This is a genomic window from Janthinobacterium sp. Ant5-2-1, from assembly GCF_001445815.1.
In the GTDB taxonomy this organism is placed as follows: domain Bacteria; phylum Pseudomonadota; class Gammaproteobacteria; order Burkholderiales; family Burkholderiaceae_D; genus Janthinobacterium; species Janthinobacterium lividum_E.
Map to the genome: position 1 here is coordinate 1 of NZ_LNCE01000008.1, position 17,404 is coordinate 17,404.

Consider the following 17,404-nt stretch of genomic DNA (forward strand, 5'->3'; position numbering starts at 1 on the left):
GCCGTCGCCGGCAATATCTGGCTGACCCTGGCGGTGCTGCGCGCCAGCCGCCGCGAACGCATCGCGCCCACTGCGCTGGAGCCGGGCGAGCCGCTGCCTGCCGTGCAAGCCCGTCCGCTGGCTGGCGGCGCGCGTTTCCAGCCGGGCGCCGCCAGCCAGGCGGCCGTGCTGCTGTTTTTGGCCAGCCGCTGTCCGAAATGCGCGGAAAAGCTGGCGGACATCGAACTGCTGCTGCCGCTGGCACGCGAGGCCGGCCTAGCCATGTGGCTGATCAGCGAAGAACCGGCCCGGAGGCTGCGTGCCTTCTTGCCCGGCAACGCCTTGCGGGAAGCGGCGGCGCGGCTGACGCTGCGCGATTACCGGCGCGTGAATCCAATGATGAGTTCGCCTTCCTATGTGTTCGTCAATCACGAGGGTACGGTGGAAGCGACGGGCCTGATCGGCGATGAAGACTGGCTGGCCCTGGCCGGACAATTGAACGCCGTACCGTCGCAGGAGCGCGCCGCATGAGCAATATGAACTTCAGCCCGCATCTGGAACGCCTGCGCCTGCTGTACCCGGTGCGCTGGCGCATCGCCGCCGGCCTGCTGTGCATGGCCCTTACTGTGGGCGCGCAACTGGCCTTTCCGCAAGCCATTGCGTATTTCATCGATAACGTGGCGGAACTGACGCAGCGCGGCGTCACGCCGGGCATGGTGGCCGCCATGCTGGCCTTCAGCCTGCTGTATGCGCTGGCCTCGGCCGCCCGCTTCTATCTGCTGCAGTCGGGCGGCCACATGATCGTCATGGGCGTGCGCCGGCGCCTGTTCGACGTGGTGATCAACCAGCCCATCGCCTTTTTCGACAAGCACCACGGTGGCGAACTGAACAGTAGGCTCACGTCCGACGTGTCGGCTCTGCATGAAAGCCTGACCATCGGTGCGGCCAATGCCTTGCGCTCGCTGTGCGTGTTTGTGGGAGGCATCGCCATGCTGCTGCAGCTGTCGCCCATGCTGAGCTTGCCGCTGGCCCTGTTCATCCCCATCAGCCTGTATCTCGGCAAGTTATCGGGCAGCAATTACCGGACGCGCGCACGGGCCATTTCCGCCACCCTGGCCGCCAGCGGCAAGGTGGCACAGGAATATTTTGCCCATGCGCGCCTGGTGCAGGCCTTCAACCAGCAAGGCGGCGCCATGGCGCGCTACGCGCAAGCCATGCGCGAGCTGCTGGGCGTGTCCCTGGCCGGCACGCGGCTGCTGGCAGTGTTCCAGGGCGCGCAGGGCTTGCTCGCCTTTGTTGCTCTGCTGACCACCTTGTGCTTCGGCGCCCACCTGATCGGCCAGGGCCGCCTGAGCGTGGGCGAGCTGACGGCCTTTGTCATCTATGCCAGCATGGTGACGGACACGGCCGGCTCCATCAGCGAATTCTGGAACACGTGGATGCGCACGATGGGCTCGACCGACCGCATCTTCGAGATCCTGCGCAGCCACCGTGCCGTGCCCGAAGCGGTGCCACAACCGCCGCTGGCCGGCCATATCGCGCTGCGCGACGTGCGTTTTTCCTATCCCGAGCGCATGCAGGTGACGGCGCTCGACGGCGTCAGCCTGTCCATCCGCGCGGGCGAAAAAATCGCCCTCGTCGGCGCTTCGGGCGCGGGCAAGTCCACCATCGCCAGCCTCGTGCTGGGGCACTACCAGATAGACGCGGGCAGCCTGCAGTTCGACGGCATCGATGCGCACGTGCTGGGCGTGACGCAGCTGCGGCGCCAGATGGCCGTGGTGGAACAGGAACCGGCGCTGTTTTCCGGCAGCATCGCCGACAATATCGCCTTTGCCGTGCCGGACCGGGTCGTGGCGCGCGAAGCGATGGTGGCGGCGGCACGACTGGCGCATGCCCACGATTTTATTGCAGCCTTTCCGGACGGCTACGAAACCCTCGTGGGCGAACGGGGCGTTCAATTGTCCGGCGGACAGAAGCAGCGCATCGCAATTGCCCGCGCCATCCTGCGCGCGCCGAAAATCCTCATCCTGGACGAAGCGACCAGTGCGCTCGACGCCGCCAGCGAACAGCTGGTGCAGCACGCCCTCGATACTCTGATGCAGGGACGCACCACGATCATCATCGCCCACCGCTTTTCCACCATCGTCAAGGCGGACCGCATCATCGTCATGGACAAGGGCCGGATTTGCCAGCAAGGCACGCACGCCGAGCTGCTGCGCGCGGGCGGCCAGTATGCGCGGCTGATGCAGCAGCAGCTATCGCAATTCCAGCAGTTGCATGATAGTGCGGCAACCTTGTAAAGTAGGCCAGATGAAAAAAACCTACCATGGCAGTTGCCACTGCGGCGCCGTGCGCTTCGCGGCCGAGATCGACCTGGCTGCCCCCAGCCTGCGCTGCAACTGTTCCTACTGCCTGAAAATCCGCTGCTGGGCCAGCCTGGTGCCGCCTGCGGATTTTCGCTTGCTGGCCGGTGAGGCGGACTTGAGCGAGTATCGCTTCGGCGCCCGCCGCGAACGCCATTATTTTTGCCGCCATTGCGGCGTGCGCCCGTTCGGCCACGGTAATTCTCCCCGCAGCGGACCGTTCGTCGGCATCGGCGTCAGCTGCCTCGATGACGCCTCGGCGGCCGAGCTGGCTCAAGTACCCGTCACCTTTGTCGATGGCCGGCATGACGAGTGGGACATGCCGCCGCAGGAAACGCGGCATCTGTAGTAGCAATGTAGAAATGGTTGTCTGCTACCCCGGAGTTTTCCTACGTGGCGACAAGTCGTGTCCCTATGGCTAAGCCCGACGCAGGCAGCGAGAATGGTCTCAACGGTGCAGCCAATGTTGAACCGGATGATTTCGCAAATCAACCATAGGGGACACGACCATGACTTCGAACAGCAATGACAAATCGGGCAGCCAATCGGACAAACAGCAATCGGGCCAATCGGGCAGCCAGCAGTCGGACAAACAGTCCGGCACCCGTCAATCGTCGGGCGGCACCCAAGGCGGCACGCACGAGCAGCATGTCGAGGCGGGCCGCCAAAGCCACAAGAATGACGGCGACAAGCAATCGGGCTCGCAGCAATCGGGCCAACAGTCGGGCCAGCAATCGGGTTCCGGCACGGGCACGCGCGGCGGCACGCATGAGCAGCACGTGGAAGCGGGACGTCAAAGCCACAAGAATGACGACAAATCCTGATCCTCGGGCATGGCCCGATGCGCCTTCCTGATATGAAAGCACTGACGGCCATGCTGTGCGCCGGGCTGGGCATGGGCCTTGCCGCCTGCGGCGCCAGGAATACGGCATCGAACGTGGAGGCGCCGGGCACGCCGGCCGGGGTCTCCACGCGCGTACTGGACGCGGGTGCCGACGCATTGCAAGCCCGGCCGCCGATTGCGGCGCTAAACGCCTACCTTGACGGTTTTCATTTCTATAATGGCAATCTGCGCGGCCAGATGGAAGCGCACCACTATTGCGCCATCGTCAATGAAGAACTGATCCAGTGCGTGATCTACGACGGCAATGTCAAGGATGCCAAGCTGATGGGCGTCGAATACATCGTCAGCGCCAGGCTGTACCAGAGCTTGCCGGCAGAGGAAAAAGCGCTGTGGCACAGCCATGTGCATGAAGTCAAATCAGGCCAACTGATTGCCCCCGGCATTCCCGCCGTGGCGGAAAAAGCCTTGATGCAAAAACTCGTCGCCACGTATGGCAAGACCTGGCATACCTGGCACACGGATCTGCACAAGACCTTGCCGCTGGGCGTGCCGCAATTGATGATGGGTTTTACAGCTGATGGCCAGGCCGACGCCGCCATGGTCGCCGCGCGCGACCGCCGTTTCCGCATCGATTCCGCCGACAAACGCCGCCAGCGGGCCGATATCGCTGCGCCAGCCATCGTAGCCGGGGCCGATGCCTGGCAGCACGGCAAGACCATCCAGCTGGCCGACCCGACGGGAACGCAGCACGGTTCCTCATCACTACCGTCACCCTCCACGCACACGGCCGAACCCGCCATTTCGCGTCCGGCTAGATAGCCGGCACGCGAAAGGCCGTTGTCTGGAACCGCATTCTGGGCGATAATTACGCCCATGAACGATACCACCACCTTACCCCTATTGCCCGATCGCCTGTCGATCGACCCTAGCAGCCCTTACCACGTTGCAGCCGTGTTCGAGAACGACGTCGGCATCCGCTTCAACGACAAGGAACGTCTTGACGTGGAAGAATATTGCATCAGCGAACGCTGGATCAAGGTCGCTTCCACCAAGTCGCTCGACCGCCGCGGCCGTCCGCTGCAGATCAAGCTCAAGGGCAAAGTCGAAGCGTTTTACCGTTAAGCACTACTTGCAGTTGTTCCTGCAGTGTCATCGAGGCCGATTTTCATCGGCCTTTTTTGCGTCTGCCGCCGTCCGCTCACGCATCGATGATGACCAGCCCTGCCGCGGCAGCCATGGGCAGCCACAGCATGGCGTCGGCCAGCACTTCGTCCGGCTCCCTGCCACTGGACCGCGCCGCCTGCTGTGCACATTGCGCCAGCGGCGCGCCGCCGGCCTGCGCCTGCAGGTAATAAAACTGCCACGGCTGCAATTCCTGCATGGCAAGCCGGTAATGCAGGCGTGAAATGGCGACAAAGGCGGGAGCTGGCTTCGGCTGGGCCGGCACGGCGTCGTCGGGCGCGGCTTGCGCCTGTTGCCAGAAAGCACACATCGGAAACGACAGGGCAAGCAGCCGCGTGCACGGCGCCAGGCGCCAGGCCGGCGCATTTCCTAATAGCAAGTCAAGTCCGCAAGGCAAGATGGGCGGCGGGCGTTTTTCCAGCCCCGGCGCCCTGCCCGCCTCGCTGCGCGCCCGCTCCAGCTGCGCCAGTTCGACGGCAAAGCGCAAGGCATCTCCCTGTGCCCCGGCGGCACGCTGGCTGGCGGCGAGAAACTCGGCAAAACCGTCGCCCAGGTCATACAAGGTGGGCGAAGCGGATGGGTGGCGCCACACATAGGCGCGGGCAAAGAAGGCGAACAGCTCGTCGCCCATCACCTTGTGCAAGACGGGATAGTCGGCCTGCAGGCATTCGAGCAGGCGCTGCACGTAGCCGTCCGCATGGATGTGCAGCGGCGCAGGCCCGCCCCGCGCCCGTTTCAGCACTTGCTCCTGCGTCAAGCCGTGGCGCTCGCTGGCCAGCTGCGCACCGCGCACGGCGCCGCCGGGCACCGTCATGGCCGTCAGGAACCAGGCCTGCAATTGCGCCAGCGGCACGCCGGTTTCGCCAGCCTCGCCTGCGGCGGTGCTACGGCGCATGGGCGGCCTCCAGGTGAAAGCCCAGCGGCGTGGAGACGGCGGCGGCAACCTTGGCTGGCGCGGCGTCCGCGAATTCGCCCCGCCCGACCGCGCGCGCCTTGTCCAGCTCAAGCAGCAACTGCGGATACGGGGGAATCTCCGCATCCCATTCCAGCAGGGCCGACACGCCGCCCGTCAGCTGCTGCGCCAGCGCGTACAGGCGCCAGACCGCGTCCGGCACGGGCGCATCGTGGGTATCGATCAGCACGGCGCCGCAGACGGTGGGACCGGCCAGGTGGATCTGCACGATGTGGTCGTGCGGCAACTGGCGGATGTAGGCGGCCGCGTCATAGTCGTGGTTATGCGCGCTGACGTGGACATTATTGACGTCGAGCAAGAGCCCGCAGCCCGTGTCCTCGGCCAGGCGTCCCAGGAATTCCCATTCCGGCATGCTGGACTGGGCAAACTCGACGTAGGTGCTGGGGTTTTCCAGGATCAGGGGACGGCCCAGGAATTCCTGCACCTGCCGCACGCGTGCGCCCACGTGGCGCAGGCTGGCCTCGTCCAGCGGCAGCGGCAGCAAGTCGTGGCTGTTGAGCGAGGCGGCGCCCGTCCAGCACAGGTGGTCGGAAATCCACGCGGGCCGGATCTCGGCGGCCAGCTGGCGCAGCTTGCGCAGGTAGGCCAGGCTCAGGGGATCGCTGCTGCCGATCGACAGCGACACGCCATGCATGACGATGGGCACCTGCGCCGCCACCTGCTCGAGCACATGGCGCGCATAGCCGTGGTTGTCGATGAAATTTTCGCTGATGATCTCGAACCAGTCCACTTGCGGCCCGTGGCGCAGAATGTGCTCATAGTGCGGCGGGCGCAGCCCCACGCCCAGGCCCAGGTTCGGCAGGCCCAGGCGCGGCCGCGCCTCGTGCAGGATGCCCCGCATCAGGTCGACGGCGGCAAGGCCAGGCGCAGGTCGGTGGGCGCAGGCGGCGCTCCCACCGGCGTGCCGCGCGCCGCCATCACCTTGCCGTAGGCTTCCCAGGCCTTGTCGTAGACATTGTCGCTCAGCGCAAAGCTCATCGTCTGGCCCAGCGGCTTGCTGCGGTGATCGGGCGCGGGGCCGAAATCGTACAAGGTCATGGTGGCGGGCTCGGGCGGTTCCTTGCCTGTGGTGTTCGGATACAGCTGCGAGGCCGAAATCGGCACGGCGCAGCCGCCAAAGCTCGCGCATTTGTTGTCGCTGGGCGCGCTGTAGACTTTATCGGCCTCCGGTGGCGGTGGCGGCACATAGCACGGCGTGCCCGGCGACGCGGCGGCCTTGACCGAGTGGCCGCAGGACGAACCGCCCGTGTCGGCCTGGGCGAAGCCGCAGCCGCCCTGGGCGTGGCAGCCGTTGGAGCCACGGCATGTATGGTAGACGGCCAGCGCGGCGCAGGTGGACGATGCTTCGCCCTCCAGATGCATGCCCTGGCAAGCGTGGTACAGCACGGACTTGTCGGCCAGCGGCACGCCCGTCGCCAGGTTAGGCGCCTGGCCCAGCACGGCCCAGCAGATGGCCATGCGGTCGCCCGCGCCCACCATCGACGGATACGGGAAGTCCAGTTGCTGGTTCAGCCAGTACTGGTCCAGCACGGAAGTGATGCCGTAGATGGCGCCCGTGGCCACCGTGCTCAGCATTCCCAGGGTGCCGCTGGTATCCTTCAGGCGGTTCAGGGCGCCCGCCACGGCGGCCGGCGCGGGAATGTTCTTCGGCGCAGTGGCCGGATTGTAGCGCTCGTTGGTCAGCATGGCCTCGCTCCAGCGCCCGCCGTCCCTGTGCCAGCCGGCCCACGTCTTCACGGGCAGCATGGACTTGACTTGGCCGAAGCGCTCGTAGTGGTCGAACGGGGCGCTGTCGTGGCGCGCTTGGGCGTCGCGCGATTCGGCCTCCTTGCCATTGTTCGCGTAGGACGGGTAATCGCACTGCAAGGCGGCCAGGTCTTCGCGGTAATCGGGCTGCACGGCCATCAGCCGCTGCGCCGCGTCGCGGCGGTAGCGCTGGATGGCCGCTTCGCTGCCCTCACCCTGGTCCGTGATGGCCGCCATCATGTCGATGGCCTTGTTGAACGAACCCGTCTGGCCGCCATCCTGGTCCTGCGGGCCGAAGCAGGTGTCGAAGCGGGGAAATTCCGCCCGCGCATGGCCCTGGACACGGCTGTTGAACATGTCTTGCTGCACCGAACCGTTGACGAACAGTTTTTGCCACAGGGTCTGGCCATCCGTGTATTCGATGCTGATGTAGCGCGCATAGCATTCGTACATATAGCCGATGGTGCCGAACAGGGGCAGATCGTGCACGTGCTTGCCCGGCGTCCAGCCCGGCAGCGGCACCTCGGGGAAGTATTTCGTGTGGTCCTGGCTGTCGAACTCGGCCAGCTGGGCGCGGGCCTGCGCCTCGGGCTGCTCGATGGCGAGGAACAGGTCGCACTGGTTGTCGTTCAGCTCTTCCAGGTTGACGCGCACGTGGCGGTAGCCGGACGTGTCCTGCAAGTCGACGATGTGCGGGATCACGGTGCAGTGCTCGCCGTAGCAGGTCCAGCCATGGTCCTGCGATTGCAGCTCAGACCCCGTGAAGCATGGCGCCGTGCCGATGGCCGTGGCCAGGTTGGCCGCCATCTGCAAGTGCAGCATTTCTTGGATGAAGACGCTGAAGATGATATTGAAGGCTTTCTGCTCGGCCAGTTCGGGGCGGGCCGTGGTGCCCATGCCCGGCCACTGGCGGCCTTCATAATAGGTGATGCCTTTCGAGTTGATCTGGTGCGTGCCGTGGATCGAATACATGGTGGCCATGTACAAGGGAATGGTGAACAGTTCCACGCTGACGGCTGCCTGGGCGATAGCGCGCACGGCCGCCTTGTCGGTGTCCAGCATATCGAGCGGACGATTCGTGATGGCGGGCTGGGTGCTTCCTAAAACGGGCATTTTCATTCTGTATCTCCACAGGCAGGATGCGTTTCGGATATCGGGCCGGGCCGCGCCATCTGCGCGCGCTGTTCACGGCAAGGAAATCATACGCCTGAGAAAAATACTTTTGCGGCAAGATTTATGCGCTGGCCGGGAGGCAGCGCAGCCTGCATTGCGCCATGAAAATAGGCGTTTTCAGCCCCCATTCGATGACAATTGAATAGAATCGGCAAAACGCACGCGTGTATAAGCGCCGCACCGGCAGGCGCCGGCGCGTGGCTTGCATGGTGATAGTCAGGCGGCCGGCGGCGGCTGGAAGGCGCAAAAGCCGGGCCACTGCTCGCGGCTGTCGCACACTTTCAGGCAACCTTTATTGTCCTTGAACGTGGCGACGACCTTGATGGGAAAACCATAGTGTGGCGTGGTGGCCAGGAAGGCGGATGGGCAGCTTTGCTCGTTGCTGAAGCGGAAAGTGATTTCTTCGCGGCGGCCCTTGCGCTCAAAGCTCAGCATGAAGGTTTCATTGCTGTTCCACTGCGCCTTGCCCGGCACGCGGAAGCGGTAGCGCGGGTTGCCCGGCTGCTGGCCATCCAGTTTCTGGCCAAAGACGCGGCTGCTGGCCGTGGCCGTCTCGACCTTGGCAACCGGATACACGATGCCAAAGATATAGGTGCCGGCAAACCCCTGGTCGAAGCCGAGTCCCTTCTGGTAAAACGGCACGACGATATGCGGCGCGCCCGCGTATTCCACGGTATTGCGCGCCGTCGTGCGCGACGTCAGCTTGTCATCGGGCTCTTTGCCGAAGACGACGTCCAATTCCAGCAAGGCTTGCTGCTTGTCGATATCTTGCGCCAGATAATCCTTGGGGAACGTTTCTCCGTGCACGCAGCCAGCCAGCAAGGAGGCGGCGAAGCAGCCGGCGATCAGTTTGGATATTGTCATGGCTGTTTTCCTTCCGGCGGCGCGGAAATGAGGCCCAGCCCCGTCACTTGCAAGCCGTTCGTGCCTTGTTTCCATTGAAATTGCTGGCCGAACCAGGCCAGTTCCAGCTCGCGCCGGATACGGATCGAATCCGTGCGGCCCTTGCCCGCCTTGATGGCGGCGCTCGCCTGCGCGGAAGCGGTCTCCGACAAGGGTTTCAACCACCGTTGATAGGTATCGGGCGGCAAGGCCAGCACGCCAGCGACGCCGTCGTCGCGCGTGGCGACGATAATCCCCACCTTCGTCAGCGCATTCGTCAGATAGGCGCCGCGCCGCCCGTCGGGCGAGACGGAAACCAGCATGGACTGCGGATAGTCGCCGCTGACGTTGCCCGGCACGTCAAACCACAGCAGTTCGCCCGTGCCCGTATCGAGCGCGCGGCCGTCGCGGGGAAACAGCAGCACCTCGGGACGGCCAGGCTGCGGCACGCCCCATTCGGGGTCGCGTTCCGTGCGCACCATATTGTCGCGCTGCAAGGGACTGATGGGGCGCATCAGCGGTTCGCCATTCTGCACGCCAATGAGTATCGTGCCCTGACCCGTATAGCCCTTGGTAAAAGCCAGCAGCATGGGCTGGCCTTCGCGCGTGGCCTTGATGGGGCGCACTTCCACCACTTCGCGCGCGCCGCCGGGCCAGTAGCCGTGCCGGCGGAAAGACAAGGTGACCAGAGAGTCGTAACGGCCATTCGTGACGGCAAAGTCGCCGTATTGCCTGACCACCGGCATGTTGGGCGTCTGCGCCTGTGCGGCGGGCCAGATGGCGGCAAGCAGGCTGGCGGCGGCCGCCAGGCGGCATAAAGAGAGGGACAGCATGGCATCCTGTAAAGGTCGCACTGGGCGAAGAATCAGAATTCTAAACGATTCCTCCTCAGCAACACTGTCCAATTGAAAACATCAACGGCGCTGGATTTCGATCAGCTCGATCTCGAACAGCTTCGGCCACAGTTTGCCCGTGACAAACAAGCGCTTGCCCCGTGCATCCCAGGCGATGCCGTTGAGCACGGCGTCGGGATTGGCCGTGCCCCGCTGTTCCGGTGGCAGCAAGCCTGTCAGGTCGATCCAGCCGACAACCTTGCCGCTGGCCGGATCGATGCGGGCGATCACGTCCGCGCCCCACACATTGGCGTACAGCTCGCCGTCGACCATTTCCAGTTCGTTCAGGCGCTCGATGGGGCGGCCCTCGGCCTTGACCTCGAAGCGGCGCACCTCGGCCAGGGTTTTCGGATTGAGCACGCGGATGGCGGAACTGCCGTCGCTCATGTAGACGAATTTGCCATCGCTGGCCAGGCCCCAGCCTTCGCCCTGGTAGCTGAAGGTGCGTTTGAGCTTGAACGTTTTCTGGTCGAACACATAACCAGTCTTCGACACCCACGTCAAACCGATGATTTCATCGCCCACGTCCGTGATGCCTTCGCCAAACACTTTTTTGTCGAGCATGCTTTTCTGCAGCACCTTCCCCGTCGCCAGTTCCACCTTGCGCAAGGAAGACTGGCCATTCTGGCCCGTGCTTTCGTACAGATGGCCATCCTTGAACAGCAAACCCTGGGTAAATGCCTGGGGGTCGTGCGGATAGGTATTCTTGACGAAATAGCCATACACGGGAATGGCGGCCTGGGCATAACCCATTTCACTCATCAGGCCCACGGTGCATAGCAATCCCAGCAGCAATGAGCCTGCCGTGCGTTTCAGTCTGGCTTTACCTGTGTTCTTCATATTCTTGGCGGTGGTTGGCGAGCGCCTATTGTAATCGCCCGGGCTGCGCCATGCGCGCCCTGACGAGCTCCAGCCACGCGCGCGCGGCGAATGACAGCCGCCCTCCCCGGCGCCAGGCCAGCATCAGATTCCACTCCACAGGGGGACCATCGAGGGGAATGACTGTAAATTGCGTTTGATCCAGGGTATCGCAATACATCTTCGGCAGCAGGCAGATGCCCACACCCAGCTGTACCAGCGAGGCAATGAAATCCCACTGGCCGCTGCGGCCCGTGATACGCGGGGCAAAACCGGCCCGCTGGCAGGCATCGAGCACGATGTCATTCAAGGCAAACGCGGCGCCGTAGAAAATGAAGGGACTGCCGGCCAGCTCGGCCAGGGCCACGGAAGAGCGTCCCTGCCACTGAGAACCGGGCGCGGCCAGCAGGCACAGCGGCGAGCGCACGAGGGGCAAGGCTTCGAAATCCTGCCAGGTGGCCGCATTGCCCGGGTAGTCGAGCATGGTGCCCAGTTCCACCGTGCCGGTGCGCAAGTCGCGCTCGATCGCCTGCGTGCCGCTTTCGTACATCTTCAACTCGATGCCCGGATAGCGCTGGTGGTACTCGGCCAGCCACGGCGCCAGGGTCGAGTGCGTCTGCGGCGACACGCCGACGCGCAATTCACCCCGTTCCAGATGTTGCAAGTCGCGCAATTCCACCTTCAGTTCCCCGTGCAGGGCCAGCAACTCATGCGCGCGCGACAGCACCACCTTGCCCGCGTCCGTCAGGGTAAAGCGCTTGCCCGCGCGGTCCAGCAAGGCCAGGTCCAGCGACTGTTCCAGCTGGGCGACCATCTTGCTGACGGTGGGCTGCGTCACGTGCAGCTTGGCCGCCGCGCGCGTAAAACTGTTTTGCTCGACCACTTCGACGAAGTAGCGCAGGGAGCGGATATCCATGATGCATTCCAAAATCGAATGATAATCATGAGTTTAAGTCATTTTATCTTTTGATGCGGGCTCCCTACAATGAAACCTTCCCCCTGCCGCTAGAAAGCCTGCCGTGAAAGCCGTCCCTTATTCCACTACCGCCACACTTTCCGGCCCTGCCTGGCGCCACCCCGCGCAGACCGTGTGGCAAGTGGGCATCTTGATCGCCGCCTGGTGGCTGGCCGACGAAGCTGCCTCCGCCTTGCACTTGCCATTTTCCGGTGGCGTCGTCGGCCTGTTCGTGCTTGTGGCCCTGCTGCTGGCGGGCTGGGTGCGGCCCGCCGCCATCGAACTGGGTGCGAACTGGCTGCTGGCCAATATGCTCCTGTTCTTCATTCCGTCGGTCGTGTCCGTGGTGCAATTTACGCAACTGTTGAAGTCACAGGGTTTGATGCTGTTCGTAAATATCGGCCTGGGCTTTGCCAGCGTGATGCTGGCCACGGCCTTGACCGTGGAATGGGTCTGCCGCTATGAACGCCAATTGCGCCTGCAAAAACTGCTGCGCCAGCGCGCGGCCAGGGCGGCAGCATGAGTACTTTGCTCCTGTCGCTGCTGTTCTTGTTGCTGACCCTGGTGCTGTTCTACGCCAACCAGGCGCTGCACCGCCGCCATCCACACTTCCTGCTCACGCCCGCCATCTGCACCTCGGCGATACTCATCGTCATCGTGCAGGCCACCTCGACACCGTTCGCCACGTATTTCGGCGAAACGCGCTGGCTGCCGTGGCTGCTGGGCCCCGCCACCATCGCGTTCGCGCTGCCCATCTTCCAGGAGCGCAAGCTGATCCGCAAGCACTGGCTGGCCCTGTCGCTGGGCAGCTGCGCCGGCATCGTCGCATCGGTCGCCGCCACCCTGCTGCTGGATAGTCTCTTGGGCGTGCATGGCGACATGGCGCGCAGCCTGCTTGCCCGTTCCGTGTCGACGCCGTTCGCGCTGGAAGCGTCGCGCCACATGGGCGGCTCGGCCCAGTTGACGGGCATCTTCGTCGTCATGACGGGCCTGTTCGGCTTGATGCTGGGCAAACCGCTGCTGAAACTGCTGCCCTTGCGCATGCGCATCGCCCGTGGCGCCCCGTATGGCGCGGCCGCGCACGGCTTTGGCTTGTCCGTGGCGCGCCGGGTCGGCACGGAAGAAGGCGCCGTGGCCAGCCTGACGATGATCTTTTCCGGCGTCGTGACGGTGCTGCTGGCGCCGCTGCTGGGGCGATTGCTAGCTTAACGTTCCCTTGGCGCGATTGCGGCAGGTCAAAGCGGCAAGCGCGGGTTGGGCGATAGTGTGCGGAGTCCCGTTCGCCCACCATCCTGGAAACCCTATGGCAAGCACATCCAATCCAGGGCCGCAAGCCTTGCAAGTCGACTATTTTTCCGCCAGCGACCAGTTCCTGTTTACCCAGACGGCCGCCGATCTGCTGGAGCAGCAGGCCAATCTCGACCTTGACGCCCAAGTCGATGCCGGCCTGGCCTATCAGGTCAGCCAGTTCCAGTCGCAAATGAAGAGCCGGGCGATGGCCGCCGGCGACCGCATCCTGCCTTCCTACATCGGTTTGCTGAGCCAGGCGACGGCCTTTGCCGCGCTATGGGACGCCGCCTACCAGCTGCACCGGCCCCGGCTGGCGCAAGCGGCGCAAGATGGCGCCACGCGCGCCGACATCGCGCAGGTCTACCGGCAACTGGCGGTGCAGTCGGGACACATCAACCAGCAAGCCCAGGCGCTGACGGGCGACATGCGGGTGATCGCCGGCGAACTGGCGCCGCTCAACGCGGGCTTCAATACGGCGCTGTCCGCAACCATCGCCGCCCTGGGCGCCGCAGCCAGCGCGTCATCGGCCAGCATCGACCAGCTGAAAGCCGCCATCAACACGAATATCGCCGATATCGTCGCCGGCGCCAACAAGACGGGCGCTGCAGTGACGGAATTGATCGTCAAGACCATGACCACGATCCGCGATGCCCAGGGTGATGGAAAGACCGCGCCATCGGGCGACTTCGTGGTGCAAGGCATCGATGCGGCGGAACAGGGCGTGGCCGAAACGGCCCAGGCCCGCGCGGCCCTGAACGCCAACAATGCGCTGCTGGCCAGCGCCTACCAGCAACTGGCCGGCGCCAATGCGCTGGTGGCCGTGGCCAAGGTGGTGCAAGTACAGAACAGCCAGTTCAGCAGCGCCTTTCACAACGCACTCGATACGGCCCAGGTGCTGGCCGAGGACTGGGGCAAGTCGCCGCAGGCACCGCCGGCGACGGGCATCAGCGCCGGCCTGGCCGCCTTTGCCGATGCCGTCGCCGGCATGGCCAGCAATGCCGACGCCGAGACGCTGGGCGGTCAGCTCGATTACGCCAACACGGCGTGGCAGCTGCTGGCCGCCAGCCTGGCGCCGCTGGAGCAAGCCATGACAGGCGCGTCCTGAATGGCGCGCCACCGCTTGTCCCCATAACAATCCACCCGACCAGGAGCCGCGCATGTCGAATCAAAACCAGGCAGCACAAGGCATCAGCACCGCCAACAAAGCGCAATGTTCGCAGGCGCTGCTGATACAAACCTACGCCAACAGCATCAACGAGCAGCCCAGCGTGGATTTTTCGGGCGACGCCAATTTGCTGAAATACCAGTCGCAAATCAACGATGGCCTGAGCCAGGCGCAAACCCACGCCACCGCCTACCTGAATGTCATCCAGCCCACGATCATTGCCAACATCGCCAATATCGGCAATTACTATGCGCTCAACAACGCCGTGCTGACGGCCTTGCCAACCGGCTCGACCGAGGCGCAGTGGATCGCCACCCTGACGGCGCTGCAACAGCAATCCCAGCAATACCAGACGGCCGCGAACGGCGTCGTCAGCGCCCTGCAGACCTTGCACGACAACCTGACCACGGATTCCGCCTCGTTCGCCACCACCGTCAGCGACTTGAACGCGGCCGTGAATGGCGACAATGGCGTGCTCAGCTCCATCAACAGCCAGCTCGGCACCATCCAGGGGCAGATCGACGGCGCCATTGCCGGCACCGTGCTGAGCGGCCTGGCCATCGTGGGCGGCACCTTCATGGTTGTCGTCGGCGGCGTGGCCGATTTCGTCACGGCAGGCACGTCGACGCCGCTCGTGGTGGCCGGTGTTGCCGTCGTGGCCGCCGGCATAGGCGGCGAAGTGGCGTCGGCCATCACCCTGAAAAACCTGAACGATGAAAAGGCGACCCTGCTGGGACAGGAAGCGTCGCTGACGGCCGAAGTCAAGCTGGCCACCGGCATCAGCGGCGGCTATGCCAGCCTGTCGAACCAGGTGCAGGCAGCCGTGCAATCGGCCACGCAGATGGAAAACGCGTGGGAATTCCTCAGCAGCGACCTGGGCAGCCTGATCGGCGACCTGCAGCAAGGCATACAAAACACGGACACCATCCGCACCCTGTTCCTGACGGCCGCCAACACGGAAATGCAAGCCGTCACCACGGACATCACCACGATCAAGGGCCAGATGACGGGCGTCACCAGCATCGTCGCGCCCAAGGGCCAGACGGTGGGCGAAGCGGCCGTTGCCGCAGCGGCGTGAGCGCCATGGCCGGCCTGTTGACGCAAACCATTGCCAACCTGCTGGCCGCGCAGCAGCAGATCGCGGCCCTCGGTGGCTTGCCGCCAGCCGCCCAGCAGATCCAGGCCGGCTGCAACGCCTTGATCCAGCCCATGGTGGCGCAGACGCGCGCGCTGCAACAGAGCGTCGCCGCCTTCGTCCAGACGGCAACGCCGCAGCTGGCGCAAGTACAAAGCATGCTGTCGGCGCAAGCGCCGCTGCCCGATATTAAGGCGGCGATGTCGGCCCTGCAACAGCAGGCACGGCAGCTGCAAGGCACGGCCAATGGCACGGCGGGCACGCTGACGGCGCAGACGGCGCAATTGAGGGGCTATTTCAACCAGCTTGCCGGTGTCGAGGCGGGTTTGCAAAGCCAGGTCACAAGCTTGCAGGGACAACTGGGCGACGCGCAAAGCGAACTCGATGCGGCGCAGAAGCGCTATTACTATCTGCTGGCGCTAGGTCCGTTCGGCCTGGTCGGCCTGGCCGTGGCGCTGGGCCTGTACTTGAAATGGAAGTCCGACGTCAGCGACCTGCAAGGCCAGATCGCCGGCCTGAACGGCCAGATCGGCGCCTTCAGTGGCATGAAGGCGGCGTGCCAGCAACTGGGCACGGATTGCCAGAGTCTCGCCGCCAGCATTTCGGGCGTGCGCAATGCCGTCAATTTTCTCGTCAGCGACTTGCTCGAGGTCAGCGGCGACCTGGACGCGGGCGACGCCGCGGTCGTCATTGCCCTGATGGCGACGGCCGCCAGCACGGAACTGGCCACCCTGGGCACGGATGCGGCTTGAGCCGCCTGAGGTCCATTGCTTGCAGGGACTGACGGCACGGGCGTTTATCGGGGATAATACGTCTTTCCCCTTGCCAGCACCCGCGCCACGATGAAATACCCCGCAGTTCAGCCTTTCAGCGATATCCTGCCCCGCTTGAGCGAGTTCGATGCCATCATCGACGTGCGCAGCCCGTCCGAATTCGCGGAAGACCACTTGCCGGGCGCCATCAACCTGCCCGTGCTGGACGACGAGCAGCGCGTGAGGGTCGGCACCCTGTACAAGCAAACGAGCGCCTTCGAGGCGAAGAAGCTGGGCGCGGCGCTGGTGGCGAAGAATATCGCGCGGCATATCGAAGACGGTTTGCTCGGTCATCCGCAGCACTGGAAACCGCTCGTCTATTGCTGGCGCGGCGGCAACCGCAGCGGCGCCATGGCGCACATTCTCGCGCGCATCGGCTGGCCCGTCACGCAGCTCGAGGGCGGCTACAAGGATTACCGGCGCCACGTGAATGCCGAGCTGGCCACCCTGCCAGAGCGCTTCGACTTCATCAACGTGCTGTGCGGCCCCACGGGCAGCGGCAAGAGCCGCTTGCTGCAAGTGCTGGACAGCCAAGGCGCGCAAGTTATCGACCTGGAAGACCTGGCGGCCCACCGCGGCTCCGTGCTGGGCGGCTTGCCCGAGGAAGACCAGCCATCGCAAAAAACATTTGAAAGCGCCCTGTGGCAGCAACTGCGCACTTTCGACCCGCAGCGGCCCGTGTTCATCGAATCGGAAAGCAAGAAAGTGGGCCGTTTGCGCGTGCCCGATGCGCTGATGGAAAAGATGCGCGCGGCCGATTGCACGGACGTGCTCCTGGCCACGAACCAGCGCGTGCAATTGCTGATGCAGGACTATGCGCATTTCGTCGGCGACCCGGCCCGCCTGAACGTGCAGCTGGCCCTGCTGACGCAGCTGCATGGCAAGGAAAAAATTGCCCACTGGCAGCAACTGGCTACTTCTGGGCGCATGGCAGAACTGGTGGAAGAATTGCTGGTCCAGCATTACGACCCCGTCTACCGCCAGTCGATCGCCCGCAACTTCAGCCGCTACGCCCAGGCGACGCCGCTGGTGCTGCCCGACATTTCAGAACATGCCTTTGAGCAAGCCGCACGCGCATTATGTGCTATCGTCGGCGGCAACCGTACCGCCAGCGCCGCGTGATGCCTGGCTTGCCACCCAATTACTTATTTCAG

Annotated in this window: 19 protein-coding genes; 12 read left to right on the plus strand and 7 right to left on the minus strand. The window is 64.4% G+C overall.

Annotation, left to right across the window (positions count from 1 at the left end):
• The 6 genes from ASN89_RS28895 to ASN89_RS01950 form a co-directional block, all read left to right on the plus strand.
• Positions 1-510: hypothetical protein (locus ASN89_RS28895; protein ID WP_058048079.1), on the plus strand; the 510-nt coding region annotated here is incomplete at its 5' end.
• Complete coding sequence (locus ASN89_RS01930) at positions 507-2,279, plus strand: ABC transporter ATP-binding protein (protein ID WP_058048080.1); 1,773 nt, start codon at positions 507-509, stop codon at positions 2,277-2,279. The genes ASN89_RS28895 and ASN89_RS01930, both read left to right, overlap by 4 nt.
• Before the next feature lie 10 nt (positions 2,280-2,289).
• Entirely contained in the window at positions 2,290-2,691 is a 402-nt protein-coding gene (locus ASN89_RS01935) for a GFA family protein (RefSeq protein ID WP_058048081.1), read from the plus strand.
• Positions 2,692-2,851: 160 nt separating this feature from the next.
• Positions 2,852-3,166: a hypothetical protein gene (locus ASN89_RS01940; protein ID WP_035818984.1), complete on the plus strand. Its 315-nt coding sequence runs from the start codon at positions 2,852-2,854 to the stop codon at positions 3,164-3,166.
• Positions 3,167-3,198: 32 nt separating this feature from the next.
• On the plus strand, positions 3,199-4,005 hold the full coding sequence (locus ASN89_RS01945) for an OBAP family protein (RefSeq protein ID WP_200968945.1): 807 nt from the start codon (positions 3,199-3,201) through the stop codon (positions 4,003-4,005).
• A gap of 54 nt (positions 4,006-4,059) precedes the next feature.
• Positions 4,060-4,308 (plus strand): DUF3297 family protein, encoded by a 249-nt coding sequence (locus tag ASN89_RS01950; RefSeq protein WP_058048082.1) that lies wholly within the window; start codon positions 4,060-4,062, stop codon positions 4,306-4,308.
• A 76-nt stretch (positions 4,309-4,384) separates the two neighbouring features.
• Here the strand turns inward: ASN89_RS01950 and ASN89_RS01955 are convergent, their stop codons facing one another.
• From ASN89_RS01955 to ASN89_RS01985, 7 genes are all read right to left on the minus strand, one after another.
• The gene (locus tag ASN89_RS01955) at positions 4,385-5,263 is read right to left on the minus strand and encodes a DNA-binding domain-containing protein (protein WP_058048083.1); all 879 of its coding nucleotides are present in this window, start codon (positions 5,261-5,263) and stop codon (positions 4,385-4,387) included.
• Positions 5,253-6,182, minus strand: a complete 930-nt coding sequence (locus ASN89_RS01960; protein WP_058048084.1) for a DUF692 domain-containing protein — start codon at positions 6,180-6,182, stop codon at positions 5,253-5,255. The genes ASN89_RS01955 and ASN89_RS01960 overlap by 11 nt, the downstream gene beginning before the upstream one ends.
• Positions 6,182-8,206 (minus strand): ferritin-like domain-containing protein, encoded by a 2,025-nt coding sequence (locus tag ASN89_RS01965; RefSeq protein ID WP_058048085.1) that lies wholly within the window; start codon positions 8,204-8,206, stop codon positions 6,182-6,184. The genes ASN89_RS01960 and ASN89_RS01965 overlap by 1 nt, the downstream gene beginning before the upstream one ends.
• A gap of 270 nt (positions 8,207-8,476) precedes the next feature.
• The gene (locus tag ASN89_RS01970; protein WP_058048086.1) at positions 8,477-9,124 is read right to left on the minus strand and encodes a hypothetical protein; all 648 of its coding nucleotides are present in this window, start codon (positions 9,122-9,124) and stop codon (positions 8,477-8,479) included.
• A complete protein-coding gene (locus ASN89_RS01975) occupies positions 9,121-9,975 on the minus strand; it encodes a hypothetical protein (protein WP_058048087.1) in 855 nt (284 codons plus the stop codon). The genes ASN89_RS01970 and ASN89_RS01975 overlap by 4 nt, the downstream gene beginning before the upstream one ends.
• Before the next feature lie 81 nt (positions 9,976-10,056).
• A complete protein-coding gene (locus tag ASN89_RS01980; protein WP_200968947.1) occupies positions 10,057-10,875 on the minus strand; it encodes a glutaminyl-peptide cyclotransferase in 819 nt (272 codons plus the stop codon).
• A gap of 25 nt (positions 10,876-10,900) precedes the next feature.
• A complete protein-coding gene (locus ASN89_RS01985; protein WP_058048088.1) occupies positions 10,901-11,809 on the minus strand; it encodes a LysR family transcriptional regulator in 909 nt (302 codons plus the stop codon).
• Positions 11,810-11,912: 103 nt separating this feature from the next.
• On the opposite strand from ASN89_RS01985, the gene ASN89_RS01990 reads away from it, so the two are divergent.
• The 6 genes from ASN89_RS01990 to mnmH all read left to right on the plus strand — a co-directional run bounded on the left by ASN89_RS01990 (position 11,913) and on the right by mnmH (position 17,372).
• Entirely contained in the window at positions 11,913-12,371 is a 459-nt protein-coding gene (locus ASN89_RS01990; protein WP_058048089.1) for a CidA/LrgA family protein, read from the plus strand.
• Positions 12,368-13,057 carry an LrgB family protein gene (locus ASN89_RS01995; RefSeq protein WP_058048090.1) on the plus strand — a complete coding sequence of 230 codons (690 nt, stop codon included), beginning with the start codon at positions 12,368-12,370 and terminating at the stop codon, positions 13,055-13,057. The genes ASN89_RS01990 and ASN89_RS01995 overlap by 4 nt, the downstream gene beginning before the upstream one ends.
• A gap of 94 nt (positions 13,058-13,151) precedes the next feature.
• Positions 13,152-14,243, plus strand: a complete 1,092-nt coding sequence (locus ASN89_RS02000) for a hypothetical protein (protein ID WP_058048091.1) — start codon at positions 13,152-13,154, stop codon at positions 14,241-14,243.
• 52 nt (positions 14,244-14,295) lie between these two features.
• On the plus strand, positions 14,296-15,381 hold the full coding sequence (locus ASN89_RS02005; RefSeq protein WP_058048092.1) for an HBL/NHE enterotoxin family protein: 1,086 nt from the start codon (positions 14,296-14,298) through the stop codon (positions 15,379-15,381).
• The gene (locus ASN89_RS02010) at positions 15,378-16,190 is read left to right on the plus strand and encodes a hypothetical protein (protein WP_152988408.1); all 813 of its coding nucleotides are present in this window, start codon (positions 15,378-15,380) and stop codon (positions 16,188-16,190) included. The genes ASN89_RS02005 and ASN89_RS02010 overlap by 4 nt, the downstream gene beginning before the upstream one ends.
• 90 nt (positions 16,191-16,280) lie before the next feature.
• Positions 16,281-17,372 carry a tRNA 2-selenouridine(34) synthase MnmH gene (mnmH, locus tag ASN89_RS02015; protein WP_058048094.1) on the plus strand — a complete coding sequence of 364 codons (1,092 nt, stop codon included), beginning with the start codon at positions 16,281-16,283 and terminating at the stop codon, positions 17,370-17,372.
• Positions 17,373-17,404: the final 32 nt, after the last annotated feature.

Excerpts from the sequence above, each read along its gene's own strand:
- ASN89_RS01930 (WP_058048080.1), top strand. The coding sequence starts at position 507 with ATGAGCAATATGAACTTCAGCCCGCATCTGGAACGCCTGCGCCTGCTG.
- ASN89_RS01935 (WP_058048081.1), top strand. The coding sequence starts at position 2,290 with ATGAAAAAAACCTACCATGGCAGTTGCCACTGCGGCGCCGTGCGCTTC.
- ASN89_RS01940 (WP_035818984.1), top strand. The coding sequence starts at position 2,852 with ATGACTTCGAACAGCAATGACAAATCGGGCAGCCAATCGGACAAACAG.
- ASN89_RS01945 (WP_200968945.1), top strand. The coding sequence starts at position 3,199 with ATGAAAGCACTGACGGCCATGCTGTGCGCCGGGCTGGGCATGGGCCTT.
- ASN89_RS01950 (WP_058048082.1), top strand. The coding sequence starts at position 4,060 with ATGAACGATACCACCACCTTACCCCTATTGCCCGATCGCCTGTCGATC.
- ASN89_RS01955 (WP_058048083.1), bottom strand. The coding sequence starts at position 5,263 with ATGCGCCGTAGCACCGCCGCAGGCGAGGCTGGCGAAACCGGCGTGCCG.
- ASN89_RS01960 (WP_058048084.1), bottom strand. The coding sequence starts at position 6,182 with ATGCGGGGCATCCTGCACGAGGCGCGGCCGCGCCTGGGCCTGCCGAAC.
- ASN89_RS01965 (WP_058048085.1), bottom strand. The coding sequence starts at position 8,206 with ATGAAAATGCCCGTTTTAGGAAGCACCCAGCCCGCCATCACGAATCGT.
- ASN89_RS01970 (WP_058048086.1), bottom strand. The coding sequence starts at position 9,124 with ATGACAATATCCAAACTGATCGCCGGCTGCTTCGCCGCCTCCTTGCTG.
- ASN89_RS01975 (WP_058048087.1), bottom strand. The coding sequence starts at position 9,975 with ATGCTGTCCCTCTCTTTATGCCGCCTGGCGGCCGCCGCCAGCCTGCTT.
- ASN89_RS01980 (WP_200968947.1), bottom strand. The coding sequence starts at position 10,875 with ATGAAGAACACAGGTAAAGCCAGACTGAAACGCACGGCAGGCTCATTG.
- ASN89_RS01985 (WP_058048088.1), bottom strand. The coding sequence starts at position 11,809 with ATGGATATCCGCTCCCTGCGCTACTTCGTCGAAGTGGTCGAGCAAAAC.
- ASN89_RS01995 (WP_058048090.1), top strand. The coding sequence starts at position 12,368 with ATGAGTACTTTGCTCCTGTCGCTGCTGTTCTTGTTGCTGACCCTGGTG.
- ASN89_RS02000 (WP_058048091.1), top strand. The coding sequence starts at position 13,152 with ATGGCAAGCACATCCAATCCAGGGCCGCAAGCCTTGCAAGTCGACTAT.
- ASN89_RS02005 (WP_058048092.1), top strand. The coding sequence starts at position 14,296 with ATGTCGAATCAAAACCAGGCAGCACAAGGCATCAGCACCGCCAACAAA.
- mnmH (WP_058048094.1), top strand. The coding sequence starts at position 16,281 with ATGAAATACCCCGCAGTTCAGCCTTTCAGCGATATCCTGCCCCGCTTG.